Below are 26,681 nucleotides of genomic sequence, written 5' to 3' on the forward strand. Positions count from 1 at the left end.
CTGAGTCCTTGTCGAATGGCCCCATCCTAGGCAGGCTAATGGTTCTGGGTAAGAGCCATTACTGCCTGTTTTCATAGGTCCAATGCCATGCACGAAAAGCCCCTCATCCTGCCTTTCGACCCGGCCGGGATTTCGCTGGATCGCCGCCGCGGGTTGAGCCAGCAGCTTTACCAGGCGCTACGCGAGCGGGTGCTCGACGGGCGGCTGTGCAGCGGCACACGGCTGCCTGCCACCCGCGACCTGGCAGCCGTGCTGGGGCTGTCGCGCAACAGCGTGGTGCGCGCGTATGACCAGTTGTACGCGGAGGGCTATATCGAAAGCCGAGTCGGTGACGGCACCTACGTAACCCGGCTGCCGAAACTATCCACACAACTGTCCACAGGGTTATACCGGGGGTTATCAACAGGTTTATCCACATTTGGCCAGGAAAATACTGAGGATTTATCCAGCCCGCGCAGCTGGAGCGAGCCTTTGCAGCGCCTGAAAAATCACCATCTGCCGCCACCCAAACAGGGCGCGCCGCGGGCTTTTCGTTTGGGGATACCTGCCTTCGATCTGTTCCCCTTCGACGTTTGGGCCAAGCTGCAAGCGGGTTTCTGGCGTAACCCTGCGCCTGCACAGCTGGGTTATGGCGACCCGGCGGGTGAACCGGCACTGCGCGAGTTGATCGCTGCCTACTTGCGCCGCTCGCGGGGGCTGACCTGTACCGCTGAGCAAATAGTGATCACCAGTGGCGCGCAGCAGGCCATAAGCCTTTGTGCACAGTTGCTGTTGCAGCCCGGCGACCGGGTGGCTGTGGAAAACCCGGGCTACCGGGCGGCGGCGCACGCCTTTTCAGTGGCGGGTGCTCAGGTCGCCGGCGTGCCGGTGGATGAAGAGGGTATGGAGTGCGCACGGTTGGGCCGGTTGCCGGGTTGCCGGTTGGCCTATGTCACGCCCGCCCATCAGTACCCGACCGGGGTAACCATGAGCCTGGCCCGGCGCCTGGCGTTGCTGGGCTGGGCAGAACGCAACGATGGCTGGATCATCGAGGACGACTACGATGGCGAGTACCGTTACAGTGGCGCGCCCCTGGCCCCGCTGGCTGCACTCGACCGGGCCGGCCGTGTGCTGTACGTGGGCACCTTCGGCAAGATCGCCTTCCCGGCGCTGCGCTTGGGTTACCTGGTGTTGCCGGCGCAGTTGGCACAGGCCTTCAGCCAGGGTAAGGCGTTGGCAGTACGGCATTCGGAGGTCAGCAGCCAGTGTGTGATGGCCGAGTTCATGGCCCGTGGGCATTTCCAGCGGCATATCCGCCGCATGCGCAAAGCGGCGTTGAGCCGGCGCAATGTGCTCAAGGCCGGCTGGCCTGTGGATATTGCCGGGCTGGGCAGCATGCCCGAAGTGGCTGCTGGGCTGCACGTGAAGGTGTCTGTGGATAACTTTGCGCGTGAGCAGGCGCTGGTGGCCAAGGCAGAGGCGGTCGGCGTTGAAGTGGCAGCATTGAGCAATTTCTGGCTGGCCGACAGCGAAGTGCCTGTGGATAAGCGTGCAGGTCTGGTGCTGGGGTTTGCCGCGGTCCCAGAGGGTGAGATTGCCGCGGCATTGATGAAATTGCGCAAGGCGTGGCGCAAGGGTTGAGGCTGCCTGCCTCTTCGCGGGTAAACCCGCCCCCACAGGTATGGCCGGGTGGTCTCAGGTGCGGCGCATATCCTGTAGGAGCGGGTTCACCCGCGAAGGGCTGCAAGGCAGCCCCAACTGCGTCAGGTCCCCGACTTGATCCGCGTCCAGGCCCGGGTTCGCGCCCGCTCCGCATCGCGCTGCAACGGCTTGAGCGTGTAAAGCTTGGCCATCGCCTCCGCCGTCGGGTACAGGTTGGGGTTGTTGCGAATCGCAGGGCTCACCTTGTCGGTGGCATCCTTGTTGGGGTTCGGGTAGCCGACAAAATCGCTGATCGGCGCAATCACCTCCGGCCGCAGCAGGTAGTTGATGAATGCATGGGCGTCTGCCGGGTTGGCGGCATTCTTCGGAATCGCCAGCATGTCGAACCAGATCGGCGCGCCTTCCTTGGGCAGGCGCATGTCGACCGTCACACCATTTTTCGCTTCGCGGGCGCGGTTGGCAGCCTGCGAGAAGCTGCCGCTGTAACCCACTGCCACGCAGATATCCCCATTGGCCATGTCAGCCATGTACTTCGAGGAATGGAAGTAGGTGATGTACGGGCGAATCTTCAGCATCAGCGCTTCGGCCTTCTTGTAGTCGGCCGGCTTGTCGCTGTTCGGTGGCAGGCCGAGGTACTGCAGGGCCAGCGGCAGGATCTCCGACGGCGAGTCGAGCAGCGCTACCCCGCACTGCTTGAGCTTGGCGATGTTCTCCTCCTTGAAGATCAGGTCCCAGCTGTCCACCGGCGCGTTATCGCCGAGCGCGGCCTTGACCTTGGCCGGGTTGAAGCCGATCAGCACGGTGCCATACATATAGGGCACGGCAAACTTGTTGCCTGGGTCGTTGGCCTCGATCAGCTTCATCAGCGCAGGGTCCAGGTGTTGCCAGTTCGGCAGCTTGCTGCGATCCAGCGGCTGGAACACCCCGGCCTCGATCTGCTTGGCGAGGAATACGTTGGATGGCACCACCACGTCATAGCCGGAGTTGCCGGTGAGCAACTTGGCCTCCAGCGCTTCGTTGGTGTCGAAGATGTCGTAGATCAGCTTGACGCCGCTGTCCTTCTGGAAATCGGTCAAGGTCTGCGGGGTGATGTAGTCGAACCAGTTATACACACGCAGGGTGCGCTGCTCGGCGTGCGCCTGCAGGGCACCGGTGAACAGGGTGGCAGCGATGAACGGGGCGAGCAGACGCTTGAGTCGGGCCATTACCGGGCTCCTGGCTGGGCGCGCTGGAAACCTTCCAGCACATTGACTGCGTTGATACCAATTTCTTCCACAGCGTAGCCGCCTTCCATCACGAACAGGGTCGGCTTGCCAAGCTGGCCGATACGCTTGCCCATTTCCAGGTAGTCGGGGCTGTCCAGCTTGAATTGCGAGATCGGGTCATCCTTGAAGGTGTCCACACCCAGGGAGACCACCAGTACGTCGGCATCATAGCTGGCGATGCGCTGGCAAGCCTCTTCCAGGGCAGCGCTCCAGGCAGACCAGTCGCTGCCGGCGGGCAGCGGATAGTTGATGTTGCAGCCCTCGCCGGCGCCTTCGCCGGTTTCGTCGGCATAGCCGAGAAAGAACGGGAATTCGTCTTGCGGGTCGCCGTGGATCGAAGCGAAGAACACATCGTTGCGGCGGTAGAAGATGTCCTGGGTGCCATTGCCGTGGTGGTAGTCGACATCGAGGATGGCAACCTTGCGCCGACCCTGGTCGAGGAATGCCTGGGCGGCGATGGCGGCGTTGTTCAGGTAGCAGTAGCCACCCATCACTTCGCCGGCGGCGTGGTGCCCTGGTGGGCGGCACAGGGCAAAGGCGCTGTGCGCGCCTTGCTGGATCGCTGCCTGAGCGGTGAGGGCAACCTGGGCGGCACTGTAGGCCGCCTGCCAGGTGCCGGCGGTGATCGGCGCACCGGCATCGAAGCTGTAATAGCCCAACTCGCCGTGCAGGCCGGTGGGTTTTACCTGGCGCAAGGTGCGTGCAGGCCAGGTGAACGGCAGCAGGTCGCCTTCCTGGCCCAGCGCCGCCCAGCGCGCCCAGGCGCCTTCGAAAAAGTCTAGGTAGTCGGCGCTGTGGATGCGCAGCAAGGGCGCGCGGCCGAAGTCGGTAGGGCCCTGGATGTCACCGAGGTTGCGTTTTTTGACCTGGTCGAGCACATGGTCAGCGCGCGAGGGCATTTCGAAACACGGCATCAGCTTGCCGTCGATCAGCTCGCAGCGGCCATGGTGCAGGCGGTGATCATCGGAATAGATCGTCAGCATTGTTGTTCTCCGGTAGGGACTGGCGTGGGGCCATTTTCAGCGGTGGGCCAGTGGCGGAGAACGACGCAACTGGCCAAAAGGGGATCGATGTGGCCAAGCTCTATGGCCGGGTTTTCCTGTGCTGGCTGCTTCGCGGGCTCGCCCGCTCCCACAGGTATCCCACAGTACTCGGAACTTGTGCAGTTCCTGTGGGAGCGGGCGAGCCCGCGAAGCAGCCAGCACAGGTCAACCGCGGAAATGGCTGGGCGCTACACCACTCCAACGCTGAAAGGCATGCCGGAAACTGGCCGTTTCGCTGAACCCCAGGGTTTCGGCAATGCGGTAGATTGGCATCTGCTCATCGGCCAGCAACTGCTTGGCCCGCTCGAACCGCAGTTCGTCCAGCAACTGCTGGTAACTGCTACCCAGCGCCTGCAAATGCCGGCGCAACGTGCGCGACGAGCAGTTCATCTGCCGTGCCAGCCCGTCCAGCCCTGGCGCGGCGTCCAGTTGTTGCGTAAGCAACTGGCGAATCCGCCCCAGCCAGGCCTGGCGACCCGTGAATTCCAGGTTCAGGCGCCGGCAGCGTTCACTCATGGCTTTGTGGGTGATCGGGTCAGCCAACGGCAGCGGCGTATCCAGCCAGCGCCGCTCGAAGGCAAAGGCATTGTCTTGCGCCGCAAACACCACTGGGCACTGGAACGCACCGGCATAGCGTGCATGGTAGTCAGGCCGAGGGTGCTCGAAGCGTGCCTCCAGCAGCGGCAATGGGCGGCCAAGCAGGTCGTCACAGATGACTTTCAGCGAAACCAGGCAGAACTCGGCATTGAAAGCGCTCAATGCCGGGTTGTCGTGGTACTCGCTGGCGCTGAACCAGACGCGTTGGCCATCGTCGCGCAAGCGCAGCGAGAAGACTGTTCCCAGCAGTGCCGGATACTGAAGCGCCAGGCGCAGGGCGTCACCCAAAGTGGCACTGGAGAGCAGGGCGTAACCGAGCATGCCATAGCACGACACATGCATGCGCTGGCCCAGCTCCAGGCCGATGTCTTCGCGCCGGGCCACGGCGTTGGCACACACTTGCAGTTCCTGCTGTGTGGTGATGCGCGCGTCCGCGTGCCCCAGGTCTGCCGGGCCAATGCCGCTACCGGCGAGCAGCGCCGAAGCCTCAGCACCGTCTGCTTGGAAGACGTTGAGTATCAGCGAAACCGCGTTGAGGGTGGTCAGGTGGCTGTGCAGCATGCTGGGTAATCCCGTGGGCCTGGAACACATTACGGAGCAAGTTGTGTGCCGATATTCAAAGGCGGCTGTGCAGCCCCTTTGCGGCGCCAGGCCGCTCCCACGTCTACCGGTGTAGGCAGGGCACGCGCCTGCGCAAGCCAGCAGGCAAAAAAAAGCCCGGTGCATAAGCCCGGGCTTGGAAAGGTTGAGAGGTGTCTAGTCCCTTAACCTGGTGAGACAGTGTGCAGCAGCCGGTTACGCCTTCAGCGGAACCAGGCGTGGCGCGATCATGTTTTCCGGACGCAGGATGTCGTTGAGCATCGCTTCGTCCAGCAGCTTCTCTTCACGCACCAGTTCCAGCACGCCGCGGCCGGTTTCCAGGGCAACGCGGGCGATACGGGTGGCGTTTTCGTAGCCGATGTATGGGTTCAGGGCGGTGACCAGGCCGATCGAGTGTTCGACCAGCTCACGGCAGCGCTGCTCGTTGGCGGTGATGCCGACGATGCAGTGCTCGCGCAGCATGTCCATGGCGCGTTGCAGCAGGCGGATCGAGTCGAAGATCTTGTAGGCGATCAGCGGCTCCATGACGTTCAGCTGCAGCTGGCCACCTTCGGCAGCAACGGTCAGGGCCAGGTCGTTGCCCATGATGGCGAAGGCGACTTGGTTGACGGCTTCCGGGATAACCGGGTTGACCTTGCCTGGCATGATCGAACTGCCTGGCTGACGCGCTGGCAGGTTGATTTCGTTGATGCCGGTGCGTGGGCCGCTGGACAGCAGGCGCAGGTCGTTGCAGATCTTCGACAGCTTGACCGCGGTGCGCTTGAGCATGCCGGAGAACAGCACGAAGGCACCCATGTCGGAGGTGGCTTCGATCAGGTCGGCAGCCGGTACCAGCGGCTGGCCGCTGATGATTGCCAGGCGTTGTACGGCCAGGGCCTGGTAGCCAGGGTCGGCGTTGATGCCGGTGCCGATGGCGGTACCGCCCAGGTTGATTTCGGTCAGCAGCTCCGGCGCCAGCGAGCGCAGGCGCTGCAGGTCTTCGGTCATGGTGGTGGCGAAGGCACGGAATTCCTGGCCCAGGGTCATCGGCACGGCGTCCTGCAGCTGGGTGCGGCCCATCTTCAGTACGTGGTCGAATTCCTTGCCTTTGGCGGCGAATGCCTGGATCAGGCTTTCGAGGCTGGCCAGCAGGGCATCGTGACCCAGCAGCAGGCCCAGGCGAATGGCCGTCGGGTAGGCGTCGTTGGTCGACTGCGCCATGTTCACATCGTTGTTCGGGTGCAGGTACTGGTACTCACCCTTCTGGTGGCCCATAGCCTCCAGCGCGATGTTGGCGATGACTTCGTTCGCGTTCATGTTGGTGGACGTACCGGCGCCACCCTGGATCATGTCGACCACGAACTGCTCGTGGTAGTCGCCCTTGATCAGGCGGCCGCAGGCGGCGCTGATGGCAGCATGCTTGGCATCGCTCAGGTGCCCCAGCTCACGGTTGGCGTCGGCAGCAGCCTGCTTGACCATCGCCAGGCCCACTACCAGTTTCGGGTAGTGCGACAGCGGAACACCGGAGAGGTGGAAGTTGTTGGCAGCGCGCAGGGTCTGGATGCCGTAGTAAGCATCGGCAGGTACTTCCAGGGTGCCCAACAGATCTTTTTCGACGCGGAACGATGCAGCAGCGGACATGATGTATATCATCTCGATGTTGACCCGGCACATGCCGGAATGGCGCCAATCCTAGGCCTTAAGGGGATTTTGCGGCCAATGCTGTTGCACGCTAACCTATGCACAAACGGCATAGTGATTCATGTGACGCCAATCGAAATTCGAGCGTGTTCCATTTTGGTGCACGACGGGAGATGTGCTTCGTGAACCTTGAAAGCAAATGGCTGGAAGATTTCAGTGCGCTGGCCGCCACCCGCAGTTTTTCCCAGGCGGCAGAGCGGCGCTTCGTCACCCAACCGGCCTTCAGCCGGCGTATCCGCAGCCTTGAGGCAGCGTTGGGCCTGCAACTGGTCAACCGTTCCCGCACGCCGATAGAGCTGACCGAGGCCGGGCAGCTGTTTCTGGTTACGGCGCGCACGGTTGTCGACCAGTTGGGCGAAATTCTCCGCCATTTGCATCACCTTGAGGGTGGCCAGGGGGAGGTCATTCAGGTGGCTGCAGCGCACTCGTTGGCGTCGGGCTTTTTCCCGCGTTGGGTGGCACAGCTGCGTAATGACGGCCTGAATATCGCCACCCGCCTGGTTGCGACTAACGTAGGGGATGCCGTGCATGCACTGCGCGAGGGCGGCTGCGACCTGATGCTGGCGTTCTACGACCCTGACGCCGCCTTGCAGATGGATGCCGAGATTTTCCCGTCCCTGCACATGGGCAATACCGAAATGGTGCCGGTATGCGCGGTGGGCGCCGATGGCAGGCCCATGTTCGACCTGGAAGGTGAAAGTAGCGTGCCACTGCTGGCTTATACTGCCGGGGCCTTCCTCGGGCGGTCGGTCAACCTGCTGCTGCGCCAGCGCAATGTGCGTTATACCACCGTTTATGAAACCGCCATGGCGGACAGCCTCAAAAGCATGGCGCTGGAAGGCATGGGCATCGCCTGGGTGCCCCGGCTTTCGATGCGGGGCGAGCTGGAACGCGGTGAGTTGGCGATCTGCGGAGGCAGCCAGTGGCATGTACCACTGGAAATCCGCCTGTACCGCTGCGCCTTGGTGCGTAAGGCCAACGTGCGGTTACTCTGGCGCAAGCTGGAAAATACGCCTGCGCCAGAGTGAGCCTCTTCAGTTACGAAGCGCGTGATCAAGGTGATTGGCGATGGCCGCTCTGTTCTGGTCGCTGTAGCGATAGCAATTGGCCCGAAGCGAGAAGCGGGCCGGATAGACAAAGGTCTCGCATGGCCATGGGTTGTAGCGTAACTCTGCTGCCTCGTGAGTGGCGTTCATCAAGTGACCCAGTTCATGCCCCAGGGTGCCATAGCTGGTCATTGAGGCGATCGCGTGGGCATAGCCCAATTTGGCCAGGCCAAGGTGTTCTGCGCCTTCGCTGTTGAGGCCGAAACTATCGCGCGTCAGCAAAATCGATTTCTGCCACCTGAACTGTGGATGCGCTGCAGCGCTGAAGACCCTGTGGGTATCTTCTGGAGGCATCTGGCGATAAGGAATATCGGTAATGCCTGCAACATCACGCTTGAAGATGACCTCAATTGAGTGATTGCTGATTCTGCGCATTTCTTCCAGCCACGGCTGCACGTAGTCTTTATCGATCTGTTTGTCGCTCACATCGGCTAGTTCATCGTGCGGATAGATAGTAACCACCAAGGTTCTCGCAGCCCATGTGGGGGAGGCCTGAAGGGCCATCGTCATGCAAAACAGCAGTGAGGTGAAAAATGGTCTGGCCATCTTTTTCTCCAAGAAGTTTGAACAGGGGTGTTCAATCCTCTTGCAACTGCCGTTACGCGTCGCAGCCGGAAAAAGTTGTCCCGCGAGACAGCTTGCCCTTTTATCTGTCATGTGCTTGCAGGGGTGGGCGGCCCGCCTGCAAGTACGCTACAATCCCGCGCCTTCGGCCACCGGGCCGATTAGAATCCGTATGACAAGCCACGCCGGCCTACCCGCGTGGCTTGTTGCTTTATAGCGCGCCAGAAGGCGCTTGCAGGAGAGGCTCGACGATGAGTGCACTGGTTGGCGTGATCATGGGCTCCAAGTCCGATTGGTCCACCCTTAGCCACACCGCCGATATGCTGGAAAAACTCGGCATTCCCTACGAAGTGAAGGTGGTGTCCGCCCACCGCACCCCGGATCTGCTGTTCCAGTACGCCGAAGAGGCCGAGGGCCGTGGCATCGAGGTGATCATCGCGGGTGCTGGTGGCGCTGCCCACCTGCCGGGCATGTGCGCCGCCAAGACCCACCTGCCGGTGCTGGGCGTGCCGGTGCAGTCGTCGATGCTCTCGGGCGTCGACTCGCTGCTGTCGATCGTGCAGATGCCAGCCGGCGTACCGGTTGCCACCCTGGCCATCGGCCGTGCCGGTGCAGTGAATGCGGCGCTGTTGTCGGCCAGCATCCTGGGTGCCAAATACCCGCAATTCCACGCTGCGCTGAAGCGATTCCGCACGGAACAGACCGACACCGTGCTGGACAACCCAGACCCGCGCCAGGCTTGAGGCTCAACCCATGAAGATCGGTGTAATCGGTGGCGGCCAGCTGGGCCGCATGCTGGCCCTGGCGGGTACCCCGCTGGGCATGAATTTCGCTTTCCTCGACCCGGCGCCGGATGCTTGCGCTGCGCCTCTGGGCGAGCACCTGCGGGCCGATTACGGCGATCAGGAGCACCTGCGCCAGTTGGCTGACGAAGTTGACCTGGTGACCTTCGAGTTCGAGAGTGTCCCGGCCGAAACCGTGGCCTTCCTCTCGCAGTTCGTACCGGTCTACCCCAGCGCCGAAGCGCTGCGCATCGCCCGTGACCGCTTGTTCGAGAAGAGCATGTTCCGCGACCTGGGTATTCCTACCCCGGCTTTCGCCGACATCCTCTCGCAAGCCGACCTGGACGCCGCAGTCGCCAGCATCGGCCTGCCAGCCGTGCTGAAAACCCGTACCCTGGGTTACGACGGCAAGGGCCAGAAGGTGCTGCGCACGCCTGAAGACGTGGTTGATACCTTCGCCGAACTGGGCAGCGTGCCCTGCCTGCTGGAAGGCTTTGTACCCTTTACCGGCGAAGTCTCGCTGGTGGCCGTACGGGCCCGTGATGGCGAAACCCGTTTCTACCCGCTGGTGCACAACACCCACGAGAGCGGCATCCTGCGCCTGTCGGTGGCCAGCCAGGCACACCCGCTGCAGGCTTTGGCTGAAGACTATGTAGGCCGTGTACTGCAAAAGCTGGAGTACGTGGGCGTGATGGCGTTCGAGTTCTTCGAAGTCGACGGTGGCCTGAAGGCCAACGAAATCGCCCCGCGCGTGCACAACTCCGGGCACTGGACCATCGAAGGTGCCGAATGCAGCCAGTTCGAGAACCACCTGCGCGCGGTGGCCGGCCTGCCGCTGGGCTCCACCGCCAAGGTGGGCGAGAGTGCGATGCTCAACTTCATCGGTGAAGTGCCTGCCGTGGACAAGGTGATCACCATCGATGGCTGCCACCTGCACCACTACGGCAAGGCTTTCAAGGCCGGCCGCAAGGTAGGCCACGCCACCCTGCGCTGCCACGACATGGCTACCCTCGAGCACAAAATTGCCGAGGTAGAGGCCCTGATCAGCAACTGATCGAACTTCTACCAGCGGCTTGCCCTCTGAAATGGCAACAAGCCGAAGCGCTGTCTAGGCTTTGGCTTGTTCCATTTTCACTGCAGAGGGATTGCCATGGGCATCATCGGAACCATCTTCATCGGCCTCATCGTCGGCCTACTGGCCCGCTTCATCAAACCAGGCGACGACAGCATGGGCTGGATCATGACCATCCTGCTGGGTATTGCCGGTTCGCTGTTGGCCACCTATGGCGGCCAGGCGCTGGGCATTTACCAGGCTGGGCAGGCGGCGGGCTTCTTCGGCGCGCTGGTCGGTGCCATTGTCCTTCTGGTGATCTACGGGTTCATCAAGAAACGCTGAATACCGGTTAGAATGCTCGGCAATTCCATCGAGTTGCCGAGCATTGTCATGCGTGCCTTTTTTCTCCTGCCCCTGCTGTTGGCCAGCACCCTGGCCCATGCCGAACTGCCTGAAACCGACTGGCTTGAACTGATGCCCAAGTCGGACCAGAAGGCGCTCGAGCAGATGCCCGAAATCGACCATAACTCGCCGGAAGCCATGGGTACCTTCACCGACAAGGGCGGCCTCAAGCAGAGCAAGGGTCTGCCGGCGGTGATGTATTCCACCAAGACCGTGCCAGCCATGAATGGCAAGGACATCCGCCTGGGCGGTTACCCGGTACCGCTGGAAAGCGATGCCAAGGGTAACAGCACGTTGTTCTTCCTGGTGCCCTACCCGGGCGCGTGCATCCACGTACCGCCTCCGCCGCCCAATCAGCTGGTGCTGGTGCGCTACCCGAAAGGCCTGAAGATCGATGACATCTACACCCCACTGTGGGTCACCGGCAAATTGAAGGTGGAGAAGGTCAGCAATGATCTGGCCGATGCCGCCTATGCGCTGGATGCCGCAAAGGTGAGGGTGGTGGAAGACGCCGACCTCTGAGACCTCCCCACACAAGGCCGCACCTGCAACGGCTCGCGATCGCCAGTAACAGCAACTGTCTTGCCCAAAATTTGAAGAGCCTGCGCGATTCATTGTGGGAGCGGGCTTGCCCGCGAAGCAGGCGACGCGGTGTCTGGCACCGGCTGCGCCGGTGTTCGCGGGCACGCCCGCTCCCACAAGTGGAACGGTGAATGACAGCTTCTGCTCCTGCTCGTGCTCTAGGCACCTGCGGCATTCAGCTTGTCATTCACCGCTCTCACTGCAGATTCTAATCCCCTCTCAAGACACAAGCGGCCTTGTGTCGCGAAAGGACCGCGCAGCGGTCCCGGGTACTCAAAGCGCTTCGCTAGCCAGCACCACGCCCAGCGAATGACTGGCCCCAGGCTTCAACTCCACCAGGTCATCCCACACATTCGCCGTCTCGATGCATAGCATCCGTTGCCAACCCTCATCGGCCATGTCCGGCAGCTCCCTGGCCCGTTCGGTCCAGGGGTTCCAGATAACCGCCGAACGCGAGCCACTGCTGGTCAGGGTTATCCGCCGGTTCCAGTGCGGGTCGACAATGCTCAGCGTTTGCGGGGCGCCGAGGTAGATCCGGTCAGTCTCCCCGGTGAACGTGAGCGGCCCCTGCTGCTGGCGCTGTTGCCAGTCAGCCAAGGTTTCGATGTAACTCAGCCCCTCCACCCCTTCGACCTGGGCCTGGCGCACGTCACTGACCGCAAAGTAGCTGTGCAGGGCTTGGCTGATGGTGACGGGTGCAGTGCCCACGTTGCGACTGGTGAGGTTCAGTTTCAGGTCCGCGCCAAGCGCTACCATCAGTTTCAGTTCGACTGAATGCGGCCAGTCGGGCAGTTGACCCTGCGCTTCTGGCAGCGCGAATTCGATCTGCAGTTGCTGGCCGACTTCCTCGATACCCAGCAATTGCCAGTCTCGAGCGCGCGCAAGGCCGTGGGCAGGCGCCTGCGCTCCGTTGTACATGGCCTGCACAGCCTGGGGGTTACGCTGCAGGTTGCCGAACCACGGCCAGCACACGGGTACCCCGGCGCGCACCGACTTGCCCTTGCCGAAGATGGCCTGGTCGCTCAGCCACAGCAGTGGCGGCTCGCCCACCCGCTGGTAGCTGAGGATCTGTGCGCCCTGCTGGGCGATCAGGAGTTCGGCGTGGTTGCTGCTGATACGCCAGCAGTTCAGTTCGCCATGTTGCTCGGTTACGACCTGGAAGGTTGCCATTGCACTTGTCTCATTGATTGCCAGTGGGCCTTGGACCCGGGCACCTGCAATGAGTTTACCGCCGGCAAGGCTCAGCGACGAGGCACCGAGCGCGTGCGGCCGCTGCCGTCGATGGCGACGAAGACGAATACCGCCTCGGTGACCTTGCGCCATTCGCTGGACAGCGGGTCGTCGCTCCACACTTCGACCATCATCTGGATCGAGCTACGGCCGATTTCCAGGGTCTGGGTATAGAACGACAGCTGCGCGCCCACGGCGACCGGCACGAGGAACGCCATGCGGTCGATGGCCACGGTGGCTACCCGGCCACCGGCGACACGGCTGGCCATGGCAGTGCCGGCCAGGTCCATCTGGGCGACCAGCCAGCCGCCGAAGATGTCGCCAAACCCATTGGTCTCGCGCGGGAGTGCAGTGATCTGCAAGGCCAGGTCGCCCTGCGGGATAGGATCTTCTTGTTCGAGCTCAATCATGCGATGGGGCCTCTGACCCGTGACGCTTTCGTTGGTGTGGCGCGAGGGCCGGGTAAACGATTCAGCTTGAAACATACTACGCCGATTTCGTTTCACTGGGCGGCCGTAGGGAAACTCTGCGAAACCGCCTGACAATAAAGACCGGCGTTTTCGCACAACATCCCACGTTAGGCGCAACCTTTTCCTACGAGTTGCCAGTATATAGAGCATAACGGCCAGCGACGACCGCACATTCGTGAATATCTGTAGGGTTTTTGTAGCGCTATCAGCACGCCTCGGCAATTTGCTATCTTCGCTGGTCTCCCAATCCAGAAGCCGCGCGCCCAGCGGCCTGCATGCCCTATAAAGAGAACAACCAGCGATGACTTCCGTGCCGAGCAGTATCGAGCAGCCCTCGCGGCCGCTGACCCGCAGTGACTACAAGACCCTCTCACTGTCCGCACTGGGCGGGGCGCTGGAGTTCTACGACTTCATCATCTTCGTGTTCTTCGCCACGGTGGTCGGCAAGCTGTTCTTCCCGGCCGACATGCCCGAGTGGCTGCGCCTGATGCAAACCTTCGGCATCTTCGCGGCCGGATACCTGGCGCGGCCGCTGGGCGGCATCATCATGGCCCACTTTGGCGACCTGCTCGGGCGCAAGAAGATGTTCACCCTGAGCATTTTCATGATGGCCCTGCCGACGCTGATCATGGGTCTGCTGCCAACGTATGCCCAGATCGGCATGTGGGCACCGATCCTGCTGCTGCTGATGCGGGTTATCCAGGGCGCTGCGATCGGAGGGGAAGTGCCGGGCGCCTGGGTGTTCGTTTCCGAGCACGTACCGGCGCGTAACACCGGTTACGCCTGCGGCACCCTCACGGCCGGCCTGACCTCGGGCATTCTGCTGGGGTCGCTGGTCGCCACGCTGATCAACACGGTCTACAGCCCTGCAGAAGTCGCGGATTACGCCTGGCGCATCCCCTTCCTGCTGGGTGGCGTGTTCGGCCTGTTCTCGGTCTACCTGCGCCGCTGGCTGCACGAAACGCCGGTATTCGCCGAGATGCAGCAGCGCAAGGCCCTGGCAGAAGAGCTACCGCTGCGTGCGGTGCTGCGCGACCATCGTGGCGCGATCATCTTGTCGATGCTGCTGACCTGGATGCTGTCGGCGGCCATCGTCGTGCTCATCCTGATGACCCCGGCGCTGTTGCAGAGCATCTACCACATCAGCCCCACCGACTCGCTCAAGGCCAACAGCCTGGCCATCGTACTGCTCAGCTTCGGCTGCATCAGCGCTGGCAGCCTGGCGGACCGATTTGGCGCGGGCCGAGTGTTCGTGATTGGCAGCCTGTTGCTGCTGATAACCTCCTGGAGCTTCTACCATAGCTTGCCAACCCGGCCCGAGTTGCTGTTCCCGCTGTATGCGGTAACCGGCCTGTGCGTGGGAGTGATCGGCGCGGTGCCTTATGTGATGGTCAAGGCGTTCCCGGCGGTGGTGCGCTTCAGTGGGTTGTCGTTCTCGTACAACGTGGCCTACGCGATCTTTGGCGGGCTGACGCCGATGGTGGTGACGGCGCTGCTCAAGATCAGCCCCATGGCGCCGGCCTACTATGTGGCGGGGTTGTGTGCCGTCGGGCTGGGCGTAGGGGTTTATCTGCTCGCCAACAAACGCTGAGCTGCGCTGGCGGTTGGCGCGGCCCTCAAATGATGGCCTTTAATCCATTTGTCACAATTAGGTCATATCGTGTTCATGCGGCCTGCCGATACTGGGGCCCGTTCCATCCAGCACCCCAATATTCCTGCTAGGAGCAAGGCATGAAACTGAAGCGTTTGATGGCGGCCCTCACGTTCGCCGCCGCTGGCGTTGCAACCGCCAACGCGGTGGCCGCTGTCGATCCTGCGATCCCGACGTACACCAAGACCACCGGTGTTTCGGGCAACCTCTCCAGCGTCGGCTCCGACACCTTGGCCAACCTGATGACGCTGTGGGCCGAGGCCTACAAGAAGGAATATCCGAACGTAAACATCCAGATCCAGGCGGCGGGTTCCTCCACCGCGCCACCTGCGTTGACCGAAGGCACTGCCAACCTCGGCCCGATGAGCCGCAAGATGAAGGACGTCGAGCTGCAAGCCTTCGAGCAGAAGTACGGCTACAAACCGACCGCTATTCCCGTTGCCGTCGACGCCCTGGCCGTGTTCGTGCACAAGGACAACCCGATCAAGGGCCTGACCATGGCGCAGGTCGATGCCATCTTCTCCTCGACCCGCTTGTGTGGGGGCAAGGCCGAGGTCAAGACCTGGGGTGATGTAGGTGTGACCGGCGACCTGGCCAACAAGCCGATCCAGCTGTTCGGCCGCAACTCGGTTTCCGGCACCTATGGCTACTTCAAAGAAGAGGCCCTGTGCAAAGGCGACTTCAAGCCTAACGTCAACGAACAACCCGGTTCGGCTTCGGTCGTGCAGTCGATCAGCTCTTCGCTCAACGGCATCGGTTACTCGGGCATCGGCTACAAGACAGCCAGCGTCAAGACCGTAGCCCTGGCCAAGAAAGAAGGCAGCGCGTTCGTTGAAGACAACGAAGCCAACGCCCTGAACGGCACCTACCCACTGTCGCGCTTCCTGTACGTGTACGTGAACAAGGCGCCGAACAAGCCACTGGCGCCGCTGGAAGCCGAGTTCGTCAAGCTGGTGCTGTCGCAGGCTGGGCAGCAGGTGGTGGTCAAGGACGGCTACATCCCGCTGCCGGCCAAGGTCGTCGACAAGACCCTGGCAGATTTGGGCCTGTCCCATGCCGGTAGCGTTGCCAAGCAGTAAGTGATTGCAGGGGAGGCCGGTGCCACCGCCCGGCCTCTCCCCCGAATTCCCGGCCCGAAGCCAGGTAACCTGTGCGGCGGGCTTTCGCGCGTCACCATTTTGTAATGTTTTTGTCACACGGGACCGCTAGGGTGTGCGCATGAATGATCTGGCCAACTCCAACATGACCCAAAAACCCCAGCCCGTGCGCATTGATTTCAATACGCCCGAGTTGCAACGCAAGCGCCGCTTGCGCGCGCTCAAGGACCGCCTGACCCGCTGGTATGTGCTGGTGGGCGGCCTTGCCGTTTTGGCCGCCATTACGTTGATCTTCTTCTACCTGGCTTATGTAGTGCTGCCGCTGTTCCAGGGCGCCGAGCTGACGCGCAAGCAAGCCCTGCAGCCAACCTGGCTGCAGCAGGATGCCGGCAAGCCGCTGATGATCGCGCTGGAAGAGCAGAACCTGGTGGGCATGCGGGTTTCGGACAAAGGCCAGGCGTTGTTCTTCGATGCCAAGACCGGCCAAGCGCTCAAGCGCATCGACCTGCCGGTACCCGCCGGTACCCAGGTCACTTCGATCGGGGCCGACCAGCCGGGCAGCCCGCTGGTGGTGCTGGGCCTGTCCAACGGTCAGGCGCTGGTGTTCCACCACGCCTACAAGATCACCTACCCGGACAACAAAAAGGCGATTACCGCCAGCATCGACTACCCCTACGGCGAGCAGCCATTCGTGCTCGACGAGCAGGGCCGTGCGTTGGAGCACGTGAGCGTCAATGCCAACGGTGACACCCTGGTGCTGGCCGGCTCCACCGGTGCGCAACTGCAGGTGCTGGAGTTGACCCGTAGCGAGAACATGCTGACCGAAGAAGTCACCACGGAGCAGAACCGCATCGTCCTGCCGCAGATGACCGAGGTGGTGAAGAACATTTTCATCGATCCGCGCCAGCACTGGCTGTACGTGATCAACGGCCGGGCCACGGCCGACGTGTTCAGCCTGCGCGACAGGAGCCTCAACGGCCGCTATAAACTGGCCGACAGTGCCGACACCGAAGTGACCGCCACGGGGCAACTGGTGGGTGGTATTTCGCTGATCGTCGGTGACTCCAGGGGCGGCCTGGCCCAGTGGTTCATGGCCCGCGACCCGGATGGCGAATCGCGCCTCAAGCAGATCCGTACCTTCCAGCTGGGCAAGGCACCGATCGTGCAGATCGACGCCGAAGAGCGCCGCAAGGGCTTCATCGCGCTGGACGCGAACGGCCAGCTTGGAGTGTTCCACAGTACGGCGCACCGTACGCTGCTGGTCGAACACGTCGCCGAAGGCCCGGGCATCCTGGCCCTGTCGCCGCGTGCCAACCGTATCATCATCGAACAAGGCGGCAAGCTGCTGCCGCTGAGCCTGCGCAACCCGCACCCGGAAATTTCCTTCAGCGCGTTGTGGGGCAAGGTCTGGTACGAGAACTACGACGAGCCTAAGTACGTCTGGCAGTCGACCGCTTCCAACGCCGACTTCGAGCCCAAGCTCAGCCTGTCGCCGCTGACCTTCGGTACCCTCAAGGCCGCGTTCTACGCCATGATCCTGGCAGCCCCGCTGGCGGTCGCCGCCGCCATCTATACCGCTTACTTCATGGCCCCGGGCATGCGGCGCAAGGTCAAGCCGGTGATCGAACTGATGGAGGCGATGCCGACGGTGATCCTCGGTTTCTTCGCCGGCCTGTTCCTTGCCCCCTACCTGGAAGGTCACCTGCCGGGGGTCTTCAGCCTGTTCCTGCTGATGCCGTTCGGCATTCTGCTGGTGGGCTTCGCCTGGACCCGCCTGCCAGAGGCGATACGCCTGCGGGTACCTGACGGCTGGGAAGCGGCGATTCTGATTCCGGTGATCCTGCTGATCGGCTGGTTCGCCCTGGCCATGAGCCCGTACCTGGAAAACTGGTTCTTTGCTGGCGACATGCGCCTGTGGATCACCAACGATCTGGGCATCACCTACGACCAGCGCAATGCCCTGGTGGTCGGCATCGCCATGGGCTTCGCGGTCATCCCCAATATCTACTCCATCGCCGAAGACGCCGTGTTCAGCGTGCCGCGTAGCCTCACCCTGGGCTCGCTGGCGCTGGGCGCCACCCCCTGGCAGACCCTGACCCGTGTGGTCATCCTCACCGCCAGCCCGGGCATCTTCTCGGCGCTGATGATCGGCATGGGCCGCGCAGTGGGCGAAACCATGATCGTGCTGATGGCCACCGGCAATACGCCGGTGATGGAAATGAACCTGTTCGAGGGCATGCGCACCCTGGCCGCCAACGTGGCCGTGGAAATGCCCGAATCGGAAGTCGGCGGCAGCCACTACCGCGTGCTGTTCCTGGCCGCGCTGGTACTGCTGATGTTCACCTTCGTCATGAACACCTTGGCCGAGCTGATTCGCCAGCGTCTGCGCAAGAAATACTCGTCGCTTTGATAGAAAGGTAGCGATCCGTGAAAAAGGATTCCCTCAAAGGCTGGTTCAAGAGCGGCGCCCCCGGTGTGTGGATGAGCGGCGGCGCAGTGGCCATGGCGGTGATCATGACCGTTGGCCTGCTGGCGGTCATCGCCGTGCGCGGCCTGGGCCACTTCTGGCCGGCCGACCTGGTGCAGGCCACCTACCAGGTGCCGGGCCAGGCTGGCCAAGTGGTGATTGGCGAAGTGGTGCAGCAGGAGGACGTACCGCGTGCCCGCCTCAAAGGTGCCGGCCTGCCGGTACCGGACCAGGGCCCGGAGTTCATGAGCCGTGAACTGATCAAGGTCGGTAACCGCGACCTCTATGGCAGCGATTTCACCTGGGTGGTCGGCGATTGGCTGGTCGACGAGCAGCGCCCGGCCGACCTGATGGCCCTGGAGCGCCGCGAGTGGGGCAACTTCTATGGCTACCTGGTCAGCGTCAAGGAACAGGGCCGGGTGGTTGCCGAAGGCCCGGCTGCCTGGAGCGAGTTGCAAGCGCGGCTCAAGCGTGCCAGCCAGCTCAACGGTGAATTGCAGCAACTGGAGAAGAAAGACATCGGGGCCATCAACCATGGCCTGGAGCGCCTGCGGCTGCATGCCCGCAAGCTGGAGCTGGACGGCAAGCTGGACGCTACCGCCCAGGCGGACATGGACGCCGAGCGCGCCGAACTGAACAGCCGCTACCAGGCTATCGAAGCGCGCCTCGGCGGCCTGCACCAGGCTCTCGCGCGTGACAGCCTGGTGGCCCGCGATGGCAACGGCCGTGAAGTGGAAATCAGCCTGAACAAGGTGGTGCACGCCCTCCAGCCAAACGGCATGTCTGCTTTTACCAAGCTGCGCACCTACTTTGCCAAGGTATGGGAATTCCTGAGCGACGACCCGCGTGAAGCCAACACCGAGGGCGGCATCTTCCCGGCCATCTTCGGTACCGTGATGATGACCCTGATCATGGCCGTGATCGTCACCCCGTTCGGCGTGCTTGCGGCAGTCTACTTGCGTGAATACGCAAGGCAGGGGCCGGTAACCCGGCTGATCCGCATTGCCGTGAACAACCTGGCGGGGGTGCCGGCGATCGTCTACGGCGTATTTGGTTTGGGTTTCTTCGTGTATGTGCTGGGTGGCTCGATCGACCGCCTGTTCTTCCCCGAAGCGCTGCCCGCGCCAACCCTGGGTACACCAGGCTTGCTGTGGGCGTCGCTGACCCTGGCGCTGCTGGCAGTGCCTGTGGTGATCGTGGCCACCGAAGAAGGCCTGGCGCGCATTCCGCGTACGGTGCGTGAAGGCTCGCTGGCGCTGGGTGCGACCAAGGCCGAAACGCTGTGGCGGATTGTGTTGCCCATGGCCAGCCCGGCGATGATGACCGGCATGATCCTCGCCGTGGCCCGCGCTGCGGGCGAGGTGGCGCCGCTGATGCTGGTGGGTGTGGTGAAGCTGGCGCCGTCGTTGCCGGTTGACGGTAACTACCCGTACCTGCACCTGGACCAGAAGATCATGCACCTGGGCTTCCACATCTATGACGTCGGCTTCCAGAGCCCCAACGTAGAAGCCGCGCGGCCGCTGGTCTACGCCACGGCGCTGTTGCTGGTGCTGGTGATCGCGGCCCTGAACCTGTCGGCGGTATGGATCCGCAACCACCTGCGCGAAAAGTACAAGGCGCTGGACAGCTGATTGAAGCTTTAAGCCACAAGCGGCAAGCTCCAAGCAGATTGCCGCTTTGCCCAAACTGGCAGCTTGCAGCTCGAAGCTTGCAGCTACAAACGGAGTCAACCATGCAGAACGAATCCCACACCCACGGCATCGACATGTCTGCCCTGGGCCGCAGCAAGCAGGGCCTGCGCCTGGCCGAAGAAACCGTGGCCATCGAGGTACCGGGGCTAAGCCTGTTCTACGGCGACAAGCAGGCCTTGTTCGATGTCAGCATGAACATCCCCAAGCAGCGCGTGACCGCGTTCATCGGCCCCTCCGGCTGCGGCAAGTCGACCTTGTTGCGCACGTTCAACCGCATGAACGACCTGGTTGACGGTTGCCGCGTACAGGGTGCCGTGAACTTGTATGGCAACAACATCTACCGCAAGGGCGAAGATGTCGCCGAGCTGCGCCGCCGTGTGGGCATGGTGTTCCAGAAGCCCAACCCCTTTCCCAAGACCATTTACGAAAACGTGGTCTATGGCCTGCGCATTCAGGGCATCAACAAAAAGCGCGTGCTCGACGAGGCCGTCGAGTGGGCGTTGAAGGCCGCGGCGCTGTGGGACGAGGTCAAGGACCGCCTGCACGAGTCGGCCCTGGGCCTGTCTGGTGGCCAGCAACAACGGCTGGTCATCGCCCGCACCATCGCCGTGGAGCCTGAGGTGCTGCTGCTGGATGAGCCGTGCTCGGCGCTGGACCCGATCTCGACCCTCAAGGTCGAGGAACTGATCTACGAACTCAAAGCCAAGTACACCATCGTCATCGTGACCCACAACATGCAGCAGGCTGCCCGTGTTTCGGACTACACCGCGTTCATGTACATGGGCAAGCTGGTCGAGTTTGGCGACACCGATACCCTGTTCACCAACCCGGCGAAGAAGCAGACCGAAGACTACATCACTGGTCGCTACGGCTAAGAGCGCCTTTGGCGCAGCTGCAAGCTTCGAGCTGCAAGCTGCAAGATGAAGCGGTTAGCGCGGAGCCAGGGAACGACACGAACCACTTGAAGCTTGCAGCTAGCGGCTAGCAACTTCGCGGAGCGACAGCATGATCAACAAAGAAAGCCTTACCCACCACATTTCCCAGCAGTTCAATGCCGAGCTGGAAGAGGTGCGCAGCCACCTGCTGGCCATGGGCGGGCTGGTTGAAAAACAGGTCAACGACGCGGTCACCGCGCTGATCGAAGCCGATTCGGGCTTGGCCCAGCAAGTGCGCGAGGTTGACGAGCAGATCAACCAGATGGAGCGCAATATCGACGAGGAATGCCTGCGTATCCTCGCCCGTCGGCAGCCGGCGGCCTCCGACTTGCGCCTGATCATCAGTATCTCCAAGTCGGTGATCGACCTGGAGCGCATTGGTGACGAATCGACCAAGATCGCCCGCCGGGCCATCCAGCTGTGTGAAGAAGGCGAGTCGCCACGGGGCTATGTGGAAGTGCGCCACATCGGTGACCAGGTGCGCAACATGGTCCGCGATGCGCTGGACGCTTTTGCCCGCTTCGACGCCGACCTGGCACTGTCCGTGGCTCAGTACGACAAGACCATCGACCGGGAGTACAAGACCGCCCTGCGTGAACTGGTGACCTACATGATGGAAGACCCGCGCTCGATTTCGCGGGTACTGAGCGTGATCTGGGTGCTGCGCTCGCTGGAACGTATTGGCGACCATGCACGCAATATCTCCGAGTTGGTGATCTACCTGGTCCGCGGTACCGATGTGCGTCACATGGGCCTCAAGCGAATGACTGCAGAAGTGCAGGGCACCGCGCCCGCCGATGGCGAAAAGGCTAATGTTCCTGGTGAATCTGACGATAAGTAAGGTTGCCCCGAGCAGCGACGCCCGGCCTTGGCCGGGCGTTTTCGTTTACGGCCGAGAGCCGGCAGGCACCCGCGAACGATCGGATGAACGCCCGGCGTTACCAGGTGGTAGCAAGTAGCCAGTATTTGGCAGTAGGCTAGTCGGGTTCAGAAGGAGTTTCGATGAGTAAAGTGAATGTGCTGGTCGTGGATGACGCCCCGTTTATCCGCGACCTGGTCCGCAAGTGCCTGCGCAGTGCCTTCCCGGGCATGACGATCGACGATGCCGTCAATGGTCGCAAGGCCATGGCCATGCTGGGCAAGGAGGCGTTCGACCTGGTGCTGTGCGACTGGGAAATGCCCGAGATGTCGGGCCTGGAATTGCTCACCTGGTGCCGCCAGCAGCCTGCGTTGAAGCACCTGCAGTTCATCATGGTGACCAGCCGTGGCGACAAGGAAAACGTCATCCAGGCGATCCAGGCCGGTGTTTCCGATTTTGTCGGCAAGCCATTCACCAACGAGCAGTTGCTGACCAAGGTGAAAAAGGCCCTGACCAAGATCGGCAAGCTCGACAGCCTGACGGCCATCGCCCCGGCGCGCGCCAACCCGGCGTTCGCCAACGATTCCTTGAGTGCGCTGACCGTCGGCAAGCCGGAGGCGGTAAAGGTTGCAGCGCCGGCACTGGCACCGGCTGCTGCCAGGCCAGCGGCCAAGGCGCCCACGCCGGCCGCGGCCACCCCGACCGGTCGGGGGCAAGGGCAACTGCGCCTGGCCGATGGCATGCAGCCGTGCGTGATCAAGGCGTTAAGCCTGAAAGAGGCTCTGCTGGTGGTACGCCGCGGCGATGTGCTGCCACAGGTGCTGGAAGGTGCAGTGTTGGACCTGGAGCAAGGCGAAAGTGCCGAAGTCGCCCGCCTGAACGGCTATCTGCACGCCGTCGCGGCGCTGGAGCCCAAGCCGGACAGCGACTGGCTGCAACTGACCTTCAAGTTCGTCGACCAGGATGCGCAGAAGCTCGATTACCTGTCGCGGCTGATTGCCCGTGGCACCGCGCAGAAGCATTTCACCCCAGGGGCCTGAGCCATCCGACCAACTGCAACACTTGCCGTTAAACCTGCTGCTAGTCTTCGACAGACCTCAACTGTCAAAAAGCCACTATCATGCCCGGGCGCCTGCTGCTGTTCTGTGCACTTTTCATGGCCTCGGCGTCGAGCCTGGGTGTGACCCTTTACAAGAGCACCGACGAGTCCGGTGTCATTTCCTATTCCGACCGCCCCGGCCCTGGCGCCAGGCCGTTGAATTTGCTTGAGCCCATGGTCGAAACGCTCGAAGGCCAAGTGTTCCTGAACGCGAAAGTGTTCAACGGCGGTGTGAGCTTTTCGGCACGCAACCAACTGCATGTTCCGGTCGAGGTCGAGCTGCGCCTGGACAACCTGGTGAACGCCCAGGGCGGTGATGCCCCGCGTATCGTGCGCCGGCTGCTGCCACCGGGCACCACGCAAATGCTCAGCGTGCTGAGGGGGCGGCCCGGTTTGTTGCTGAATTACCGCTCGACCCTGCTGCAGGCCATGGGTGACCCGGGCAAGCGGCCGCAGGGCTTCCGCTACGGGTTCGCGTGGCTTGGCGGGCCATTCCGCGTGACCCAGGGCCCCAATGGCCGTGTCAGCCATTTCGGGCCTAAGGGGCGCTATGCCATGGATATCGCCATGCCCGAAGGCACCACCATTATCGCGGCGCGCGAAGGGGTGGTGGTGAAAACGCAGAATAGCCAGAGCGGGCGCGAGCCCAACCCGTCGGGCAACTTTGTCAGGGTGCTGCACTCGGACGGCACCATGGGCGTCTACCTGCACCTGATGCGCGACTCGGTGGTGGTGAAGGAGGGGCAGCGGGTGCGCCAGGGGCAGATGCTGGCCAAGTCGGGCAATACCGGCAACAGCACCGGGCCACACCTGCATTTCGTGGTACAGCGCAACGTAGGCTTGGCGCTGGAGTCGATCCCTTACCGGTTCGACAGGCCGCTCAGCGGCTTGCCGGACTTTACTGCGGGTAACCCTTGAGAGCGTCGGGCCTGCTTGGCAGGCCATCGCTACACAAGGCCGCGCCTACAGGTATACGCAAATCCAGAGGGGCTGCGCGGCAGCCCCATGGCCATCAATCCAGCTTGAGCACTTTGGCCAGCACGATCTTCGGCCCTTTCATCTTCTTGATGATGATCCGCAGCCCTTCGACTTCCAGCACCTCTTCTTCTTCAGGCACGCGCTTTAGCGTCTCGTAGACCAGGCCAGCCAGGGTTTCCGCCTCGATGTGGTCAAGGTCGACCCCAAGCAGGCGCTCCACCTTGAACAGCGGCGTGTCGCCACGGACCAGCAACTTGCCCGGCTGGTAGGCGAGGATGCCGCGTTCGGTCTTGCGGTGCTCGTCCTGGATATCGCCGACCAGCACTTCCAGCACGTCTTCCATGGTGAGGTAGCCGATCACCTTGCCATCGGCTTCTTCGACCAGCACAAAGTGCGCACCACCCTTGCGGAACTGCTCCAGCAACTGGGCCAGTGGCATGTGGCGCGATACGCGCTCAAGCGGCCGGGCGAGGTCGTCCAGGTCGATGGCTTCGGGCAAGTGCTCCAGCTCCGCCAGCTCCAGCAGCAGGTCCTTGATGTGCAGCAGGCCGGTGAATTCCTCGCGCTCGGCGTCGTACACCGGGTAGCGGCTGAACTTGTGGCGGCGCACCAGGGCCAGGATCTGCTTCAGCGGCGCATGGGCGTCGATGGTGACCATGTCTTCGCGCGAGTTGGCCCAGTCGACCACTTCCAGCTCGCCCATTTCCACGGCCGAAGCCAGCACGCGCATGCCCTGGTCGCTTGGGTCCTGGCCACGGCTGGAGTGCAGGATCAGTTTCAGTTCTTCACGGCTGTAGTGGTGCTCGTGGTGCGGCCCCGGCTCGCCCTGGCCGGCGATGCGCAGGATGGTGTTGGCGCTGGCGTTGAGCAGGTAGATGGCCGGGTACATGGCCCAGTAGAACAGGTACAGCGGTACGGCAGTCCACAGCGACAGCAGCTCCGGTTTGCGGATGGCCCAGGATTTGGGTGCCAGCTCACCGACAACGATGTGCAGGTACGAAATGACGAAGAAGGCGACGAAGAACGACACGCCTTTGATCAGTTCCGGTGAGTCGACGCCGAAATACGCCAGCAGTGGTTCCAGCAGGTGGGCAAACGCCGGCTCACCGACCCAGCCCAGGCCCAGCGAGGCCAGGGTGATACCCAGTTGGCAGGCTGACAGGTAAGCGTCCAGCTGGTTGTGCACTTTACGCAGAATGTTGCCGCGCCAGCCATGCTCTTCGGCAATGGCCTCCACGCGGGTGGCGCGCAGCTTGACCATGGCGAACTCTGCAGCAACGAAGAAGCCGTTGAGCAGCACCAGCAGGAAGGCAAAGATGATCATGCCGAAATCGGCGAATAACGAACTGAGGCTGATACCAGGGGAAGGGTCCATGATGGAGTTTTTACGGGGTCCGTCTTAGAAATGGAGAGAAAAAAAGTGCCAGCTCTTGCTGGCACAGGGGATCCAATGTAGCGGCTGGGGCTGCAAAAGCAAAGGGCCCTGAGTTGCTCAGACCTTGCTGTTGACCAATTGTGCCGGGGCAAAATGACAGATGAAGGTACTGCCATGCCCCGGGACGCTGCTGATTTCCAGCTTGCCGCGGTGGCGCATCAGCACATGCTTGACGATGGCCAGCCCCAGCCCGGTGCCGCCTGTATTCGAGGCCCGGCTGGAATCCACACGGTAGAAGCGCTCGGTGAGGCGTGGCAGGTGTTTGGCATCGATGCCCACGCCAGAGTCCTGCACCGACAAATGCGCGCCCTGGGCATCGGCCCACCAGCGGATGCGGATATCGCCTTCATCCTGGGTGTATTTGACGGCGTTGAACACCAGGTTGGAAAAGGCGCTGCGCAGCTCCGACTCGCTCCCCTTGAGCTGCACGCCGGGGGTTGCTTCCAGCGTAATGCGCTGGTTGCGCGGCCCAGACAACGCCTGGGCGTCGTTCTTGATGGCGGCCAGCAGGGCATCGACCGGCACTGGCTGGTTGTCCGACGGATAATCGGTGGCCTCCAGCTTGGCCAGCAGCAACAGGTCGTTGAGCAGCGTCTGCATGCGCGAGCCTTGCTGGCTCATCTGCTGCAAGGCCCGGCGCCAGCGCGGGTTCACGTCCTCGACGTTGTCCAGCAGGGTTTCCAGGTAGCCGGTGATGACGGTCAGCGGTGTGCGCAATTCGTGCGACACGTTGGCGACGAAGTCTTTGCGCATCTGTTCCAGCTGGTGAATGCGGGTGACGTCGCGCACCAGCATCAAGTGCTCGTTGTTGCCGTAGCGGGTGATGTGCAACTGCAGCCGCATGCGGTCGTTGATCGGTGAGGGGATTTCCAGCGGTTCGAGGTAGTTTTCTGCCTCGAAGTACTCCTTGAAGCGCGGGTGGCGAACCAGGTTGGTGACTTGCTGGCCGCCGTCCTGTGGAGTTTTGAAGCCCAGCAGGGTCTCGGCGGCGCGGTTCCACCACTCCAGGTTGCCGTCGCTGTCGAGCATGATCACCGCATCCCGCAGCGCAGCGGTGGACTCCTGAACGCGGTCGATCACCGCTTGCAGGCGGCCCCGCACACGTTGGTCCCGGCGCTGCAGGTGGTAGATGCTGTCGAACACCTCGCCCCACAGGCCATAGCCGTCGGGCGGCGCCTCGTCGGGCTGATGGTTGCGGAGCCAGTCATGCAGGCGCAGCAGTTGCTTGAGGGTCCAAGCCAGGTACAGTGCCAGGCCAATGGCCAGGCTCCAGCCATAGTAGCCGCTGATCAGCCCGCCGATCAGGCAGATGCTGATCAGCAACAGCAGGTGGCGAATCAGTGTCGCGTGCCAGTTCTGGTTCAATTGATGGGTCCTTCGGATCCGGCTGCAAGTTGCAAGTTGCAAGTTGCAAGCTGCAAGATGAAGCGGATCAGTGGTGCTGATAGTCCTT

23 protein-coding genes are annotated in these 26,681 nt (G+C 62.4%); 14 read left to right on the plus strand and 9 right to left on the minus strand.

Annotated features, from left to right (window positions below; all coding sequences use genetic code 11):
- Nucleotides 1–87 precede the first annotated feature (87 nt).
- Complete coding sequence (locus QME24_RS00165) at nucleotides 88–1,620, plus strand: PLP-dependent aminotransferase family protein (RefSeq protein ID WP_280091083.1); 1,533 nt, start codon at nucleotides 88–90, stop codon at nucleotides 1,618–1,620.
- Nucleotides 1,621–1,742: 122 nt separating this feature from the next.
- Here the strand turns inward: QME24_RS00165 and QME24_RS00170 are convergent, their stop codons facing one another.
- The 4 genes from QME24_RS00170 to aspA form a co-directional block, all read right to left on the minus strand.
- Nucleotides 1,743–2,846, minus strand: coding sequence for a polyamine ABC transporter substrate-binding protein (locus QME24_RS00170; RefSeq protein WP_125854439.1), 1,104 nt, complete (start codon nucleotides 2,844–2,846; stop codon nucleotides 1,743–1,745).
- Complete coding sequence (locus QME24_RS00175) at nucleotides 2,846–3,889, minus strand: histone deacetylase family protein (RefSeq protein ID WP_029886443.1); 1,044 nt, start codon at nucleotides 3,887–3,889, stop codon at nucleotides 2,846–2,848. Before QME24_RS00175 ends, QME24_RS00170 begins: the two co-directional genes overlap by 1 nt.
- 225 nt (nucleotides 3,890–4,114) lie before the next feature.
- The gene (locus tag QME24_RS00180) at nucleotides 4,115–5,107 is read right to left on the minus strand and encodes an AraC family transcriptional regulator (RefSeq protein ID WP_047149778.1); all 993 of its coding nucleotides are present in this window, start codon (nucleotides 5,105–5,107) and stop codon (nucleotides 4,115–4,117) included.
- Nucleotides 5,108–5,341: 234 nt separating this feature from the next.
- The gene (aspA, locus tag QME24_RS00185; RefSeq protein ID WP_029886441.1) at nucleotides 5,342–6,766 is read right to left on the minus strand and encodes an aspartate ammonia-lyase; all 1,425 of its coding nucleotides are present in this window, start codon (nucleotides 6,764–6,766) and stop codon (nucleotides 5,342–5,344) included.
- 182 nt (nucleotides 6,767–6,948) lie between these two features.
- Between aspA and QME24_RS00190 the strand changes: the two genes are divergently transcribed.
- Complete coding sequence (locus QME24_RS00190; protein ID WP_161891645.1) at nucleotides 6,949–7,854, plus strand: LysR substrate-binding domain-containing protein; 906 nt, start codon at nucleotides 6,949–6,951, stop codon at nucleotides 7,852–7,854.
- A gap of 6 nt (nucleotides 7,855–7,860) precedes the next feature.
- Here QME24_RS00190 and QME24_RS00195 read toward each other — a convergent pair whose 3' ends face one another.
- Complete coding sequence (locus QME24_RS00195; protein ID WP_009684499.1) at nucleotides 7,861–8,478, minus strand: hypothetical protein; 618 nt, start codon at nucleotides 8,476–8,478, stop codon at nucleotides 7,861–7,863.
- 269 nt (nucleotides 8,479–8,747) lie between these two features.
- On the opposite strand from QME24_RS00195, the gene purE reads away from it, so the two are divergent.
- From purE to QME24_RS00215, 4 genes are all read left to right on the plus strand, one after another.
- Nucleotides 8,748–9,239 (plus strand): 5-(carboxyamino)imidazole ribonucleotide mutase, encoded by a 492-nt coding sequence (gene purE / locus QME24_RS00200; RefSeq protein WP_280091082.1) that lies wholly within the window; start codon nucleotides 8,748–8,750, stop codon nucleotides 9,237–9,239.
- Between the two features lie 10 nt (nucleotides 9,240–9,249).
- Entirely contained in the window at nucleotides 9,250–10,332 is a 1,083-nt protein-coding gene (locus QME24_RS00205) for a 5-(carboxyamino)imidazole ribonucleotide synthase (RefSeq protein ID WP_280091081.1), read from the plus strand.
- Between the two features lie 96 nt (nucleotides 10,333–10,428).
- Nucleotides 10,429–10,674: a GlsB/YeaQ/YmgE family stress response membrane protein gene (locus QME24_RS00210; RefSeq protein WP_009684502.1), complete on the plus strand. Its 246-nt coding sequence runs from the start codon at nucleotides 10,429–10,431 to the stop codon at nucleotides 10,672–10,674.
- Between the two features lie 48 nt (nucleotides 10,675–10,722).
- On the plus strand, nucleotides 10,723–11,256 hold the full coding sequence (locus QME24_RS00215) for a DUF3299 domain-containing protein (RefSeq protein ID WP_033690729.1): 534 nt from the start codon (nucleotides 10,723–10,725) through the stop codon (nucleotides 11,254–11,256).
- 333 nt (nucleotides 11,257–11,589) lie between these two features.
- Here QME24_RS00215 and QME24_RS00220 read toward each other — a convergent pair whose 3' ends face one another.
- Both QME24_RS00220 and QME24_RS00225 read right to left on the minus strand, forming a co-directional pair.
- Entirely contained in the window at nucleotides 11,590–12,486 is an 897-nt protein-coding gene (locus QME24_RS00220; RefSeq protein ID WP_235768264.1) for a D-hexose-6-phosphate mutarotase, read from the minus strand.
- A gap of 71 nt (nucleotides 12,487–12,557) precedes the next feature.
- Nucleotides 12,558–12,956 carry an acyl-CoA thioesterase gene (locus QME24_RS00225; RefSeq protein WP_003253317.1) on the minus strand — a complete coding sequence of 133 codons (399 nt, stop codon included), beginning with the start codon at nucleotides 12,954–12,956 and terminating at the stop codon, nucleotides 12,558–12,560.
- A gap of 361 nt (nucleotides 12,957–13,317) precedes the next feature.
- Between QME24_RS00225 and QME24_RS00230 the strand changes: the two genes are divergently transcribed.
- The 8 genes from QME24_RS00230 to QME24_RS00265 all read left to right on the plus strand — a co-directional run bounded on the left by QME24_RS00230 (nucleotide 13,318) and on the right by QME24_RS00265 (nucleotide 23,733).
- Nucleotides 13,318–14,607: an MFS transporter gene (locus QME24_RS00230; RefSeq protein ID WP_009684505.1), complete on the plus strand. Its 1,290-nt coding sequence runs from the start codon at nucleotides 13,318–13,320 to the stop codon at nucleotides 14,605–14,607.
- A gap of 140 nt (nucleotides 14,608–14,747) precedes the next feature.
- Nucleotides 14,748–15,746: a phosphate ABC transporter substrate-binding protein PstS gene (locus QME24_RS00235; protein WP_009684506.1), complete on the plus strand. Its 999-nt coding sequence runs from the start codon at nucleotides 14,748–14,750 to the stop codon at nucleotides 15,744–15,746.
- Between the two features lie 139 nt (nucleotides 15,747–15,885).
- Entirely contained in the window at nucleotides 15,886–18,174 is a 2,289-nt protein-coding gene (locus QME24_RS00240; protein ID WP_235768262.1) for an ABC transporter permease subunit, read from the plus strand.
- A gap of 71 nt (nucleotides 18,175–18,245) precedes the next feature.
- Nucleotides 18,246–19,862, plus strand: a complete 1,617-nt coding sequence (gene pstA, locus QME24_RS00245; RefSeq protein ID WP_154211365.1) for a phosphate ABC transporter permease PstA — start codon at nucleotides 18,246–18,248, stop codon at nucleotides 19,860–19,862.
- Nucleotides 19,863–19,963: 101 nt separating this feature from the next.
- The gene (gene pstB / locus QME24_RS00250; RefSeq protein WP_009684509.1) at nucleotides 19,964–20,797 is read left to right on the plus strand and encodes a phosphate ABC transporter ATP-binding protein PstB; all 834 of its coding nucleotides are present in this window, start codon (nucleotides 19,964–19,966) and stop codon (nucleotides 20,795–20,797) included.
- 130 nt (nucleotides 20,798–20,927) lie between these two features.
- Nucleotides 20,928–21,698, plus strand: a complete 771-nt coding sequence (gene phoU / locus QME24_RS00255) for a phosphate signaling complex protein PhoU (RefSeq protein WP_009684510.1) — start codon at nucleotides 20,928–20,930, stop codon at nucleotides 21,696–21,698.
- A gap of 161 nt (nucleotides 21,699–21,859) precedes the next feature.
- Nucleotides 21,860–22,756: a response regulator gene (locus QME24_RS00260; RefSeq protein ID WP_232892075.1), complete on the plus strand. Its 897-nt coding sequence runs from the start codon at nucleotides 21,860–21,862 to the stop codon at nucleotides 22,754–22,756.
- An 80-nt stretch (nucleotides 22,757–22,836) separates the two neighbouring features.
- Entirely contained in the window at nucleotides 22,837–23,733 is an 897-nt protein-coding gene (locus QME24_RS00265) for a M23 family metallopeptidase (RefSeq protein WP_054905390.1), read from the plus strand.
- Nucleotides 23,734–23,827: 94 nt separating this feature from the next.
- Here QME24_RS00265 and QME24_RS00270 read toward each other — a convergent pair whose 3' ends face one another.
- Both QME24_RS00270 and phoR read right to left on the minus strand, forming a co-directional pair.
- On the minus strand, nucleotides 23,828–25,168 hold the full coding sequence (locus QME24_RS00270; protein WP_009684513.1) for a hemolysin family protein: 1,341 nt from the start codon (nucleotides 25,166–25,168) through the stop codon (nucleotides 23,828–23,830).
- Nucleotides 25,169–25,285: 117 nt separating this feature from the next.
- Nucleotides 25,286–26,593 (minus strand): phosphate regulon sensor histidine kinase PhoR, encoded by a 1,308-nt coding sequence (gene phoR, locus QME24_RS00275; protein ID WP_054905391.1) that lies wholly within the window; start codon nucleotides 26,591–26,593, stop codon nucleotides 25,286–25,288.
- Between the last annotated feature and the right edge of the window lie 88 nt (nucleotides 26,594–26,681).

Source organism: Pseudomonas sp. PARCl1, assembly GCF_947311875.1.
Taxonomy (GTDB): Bacteria; Pseudomonadota; Gammaproteobacteria; order Pseudomonadales; family Pseudomonadaceae; genus Aquipseudomonas; species Aquipseudomonas juntendi.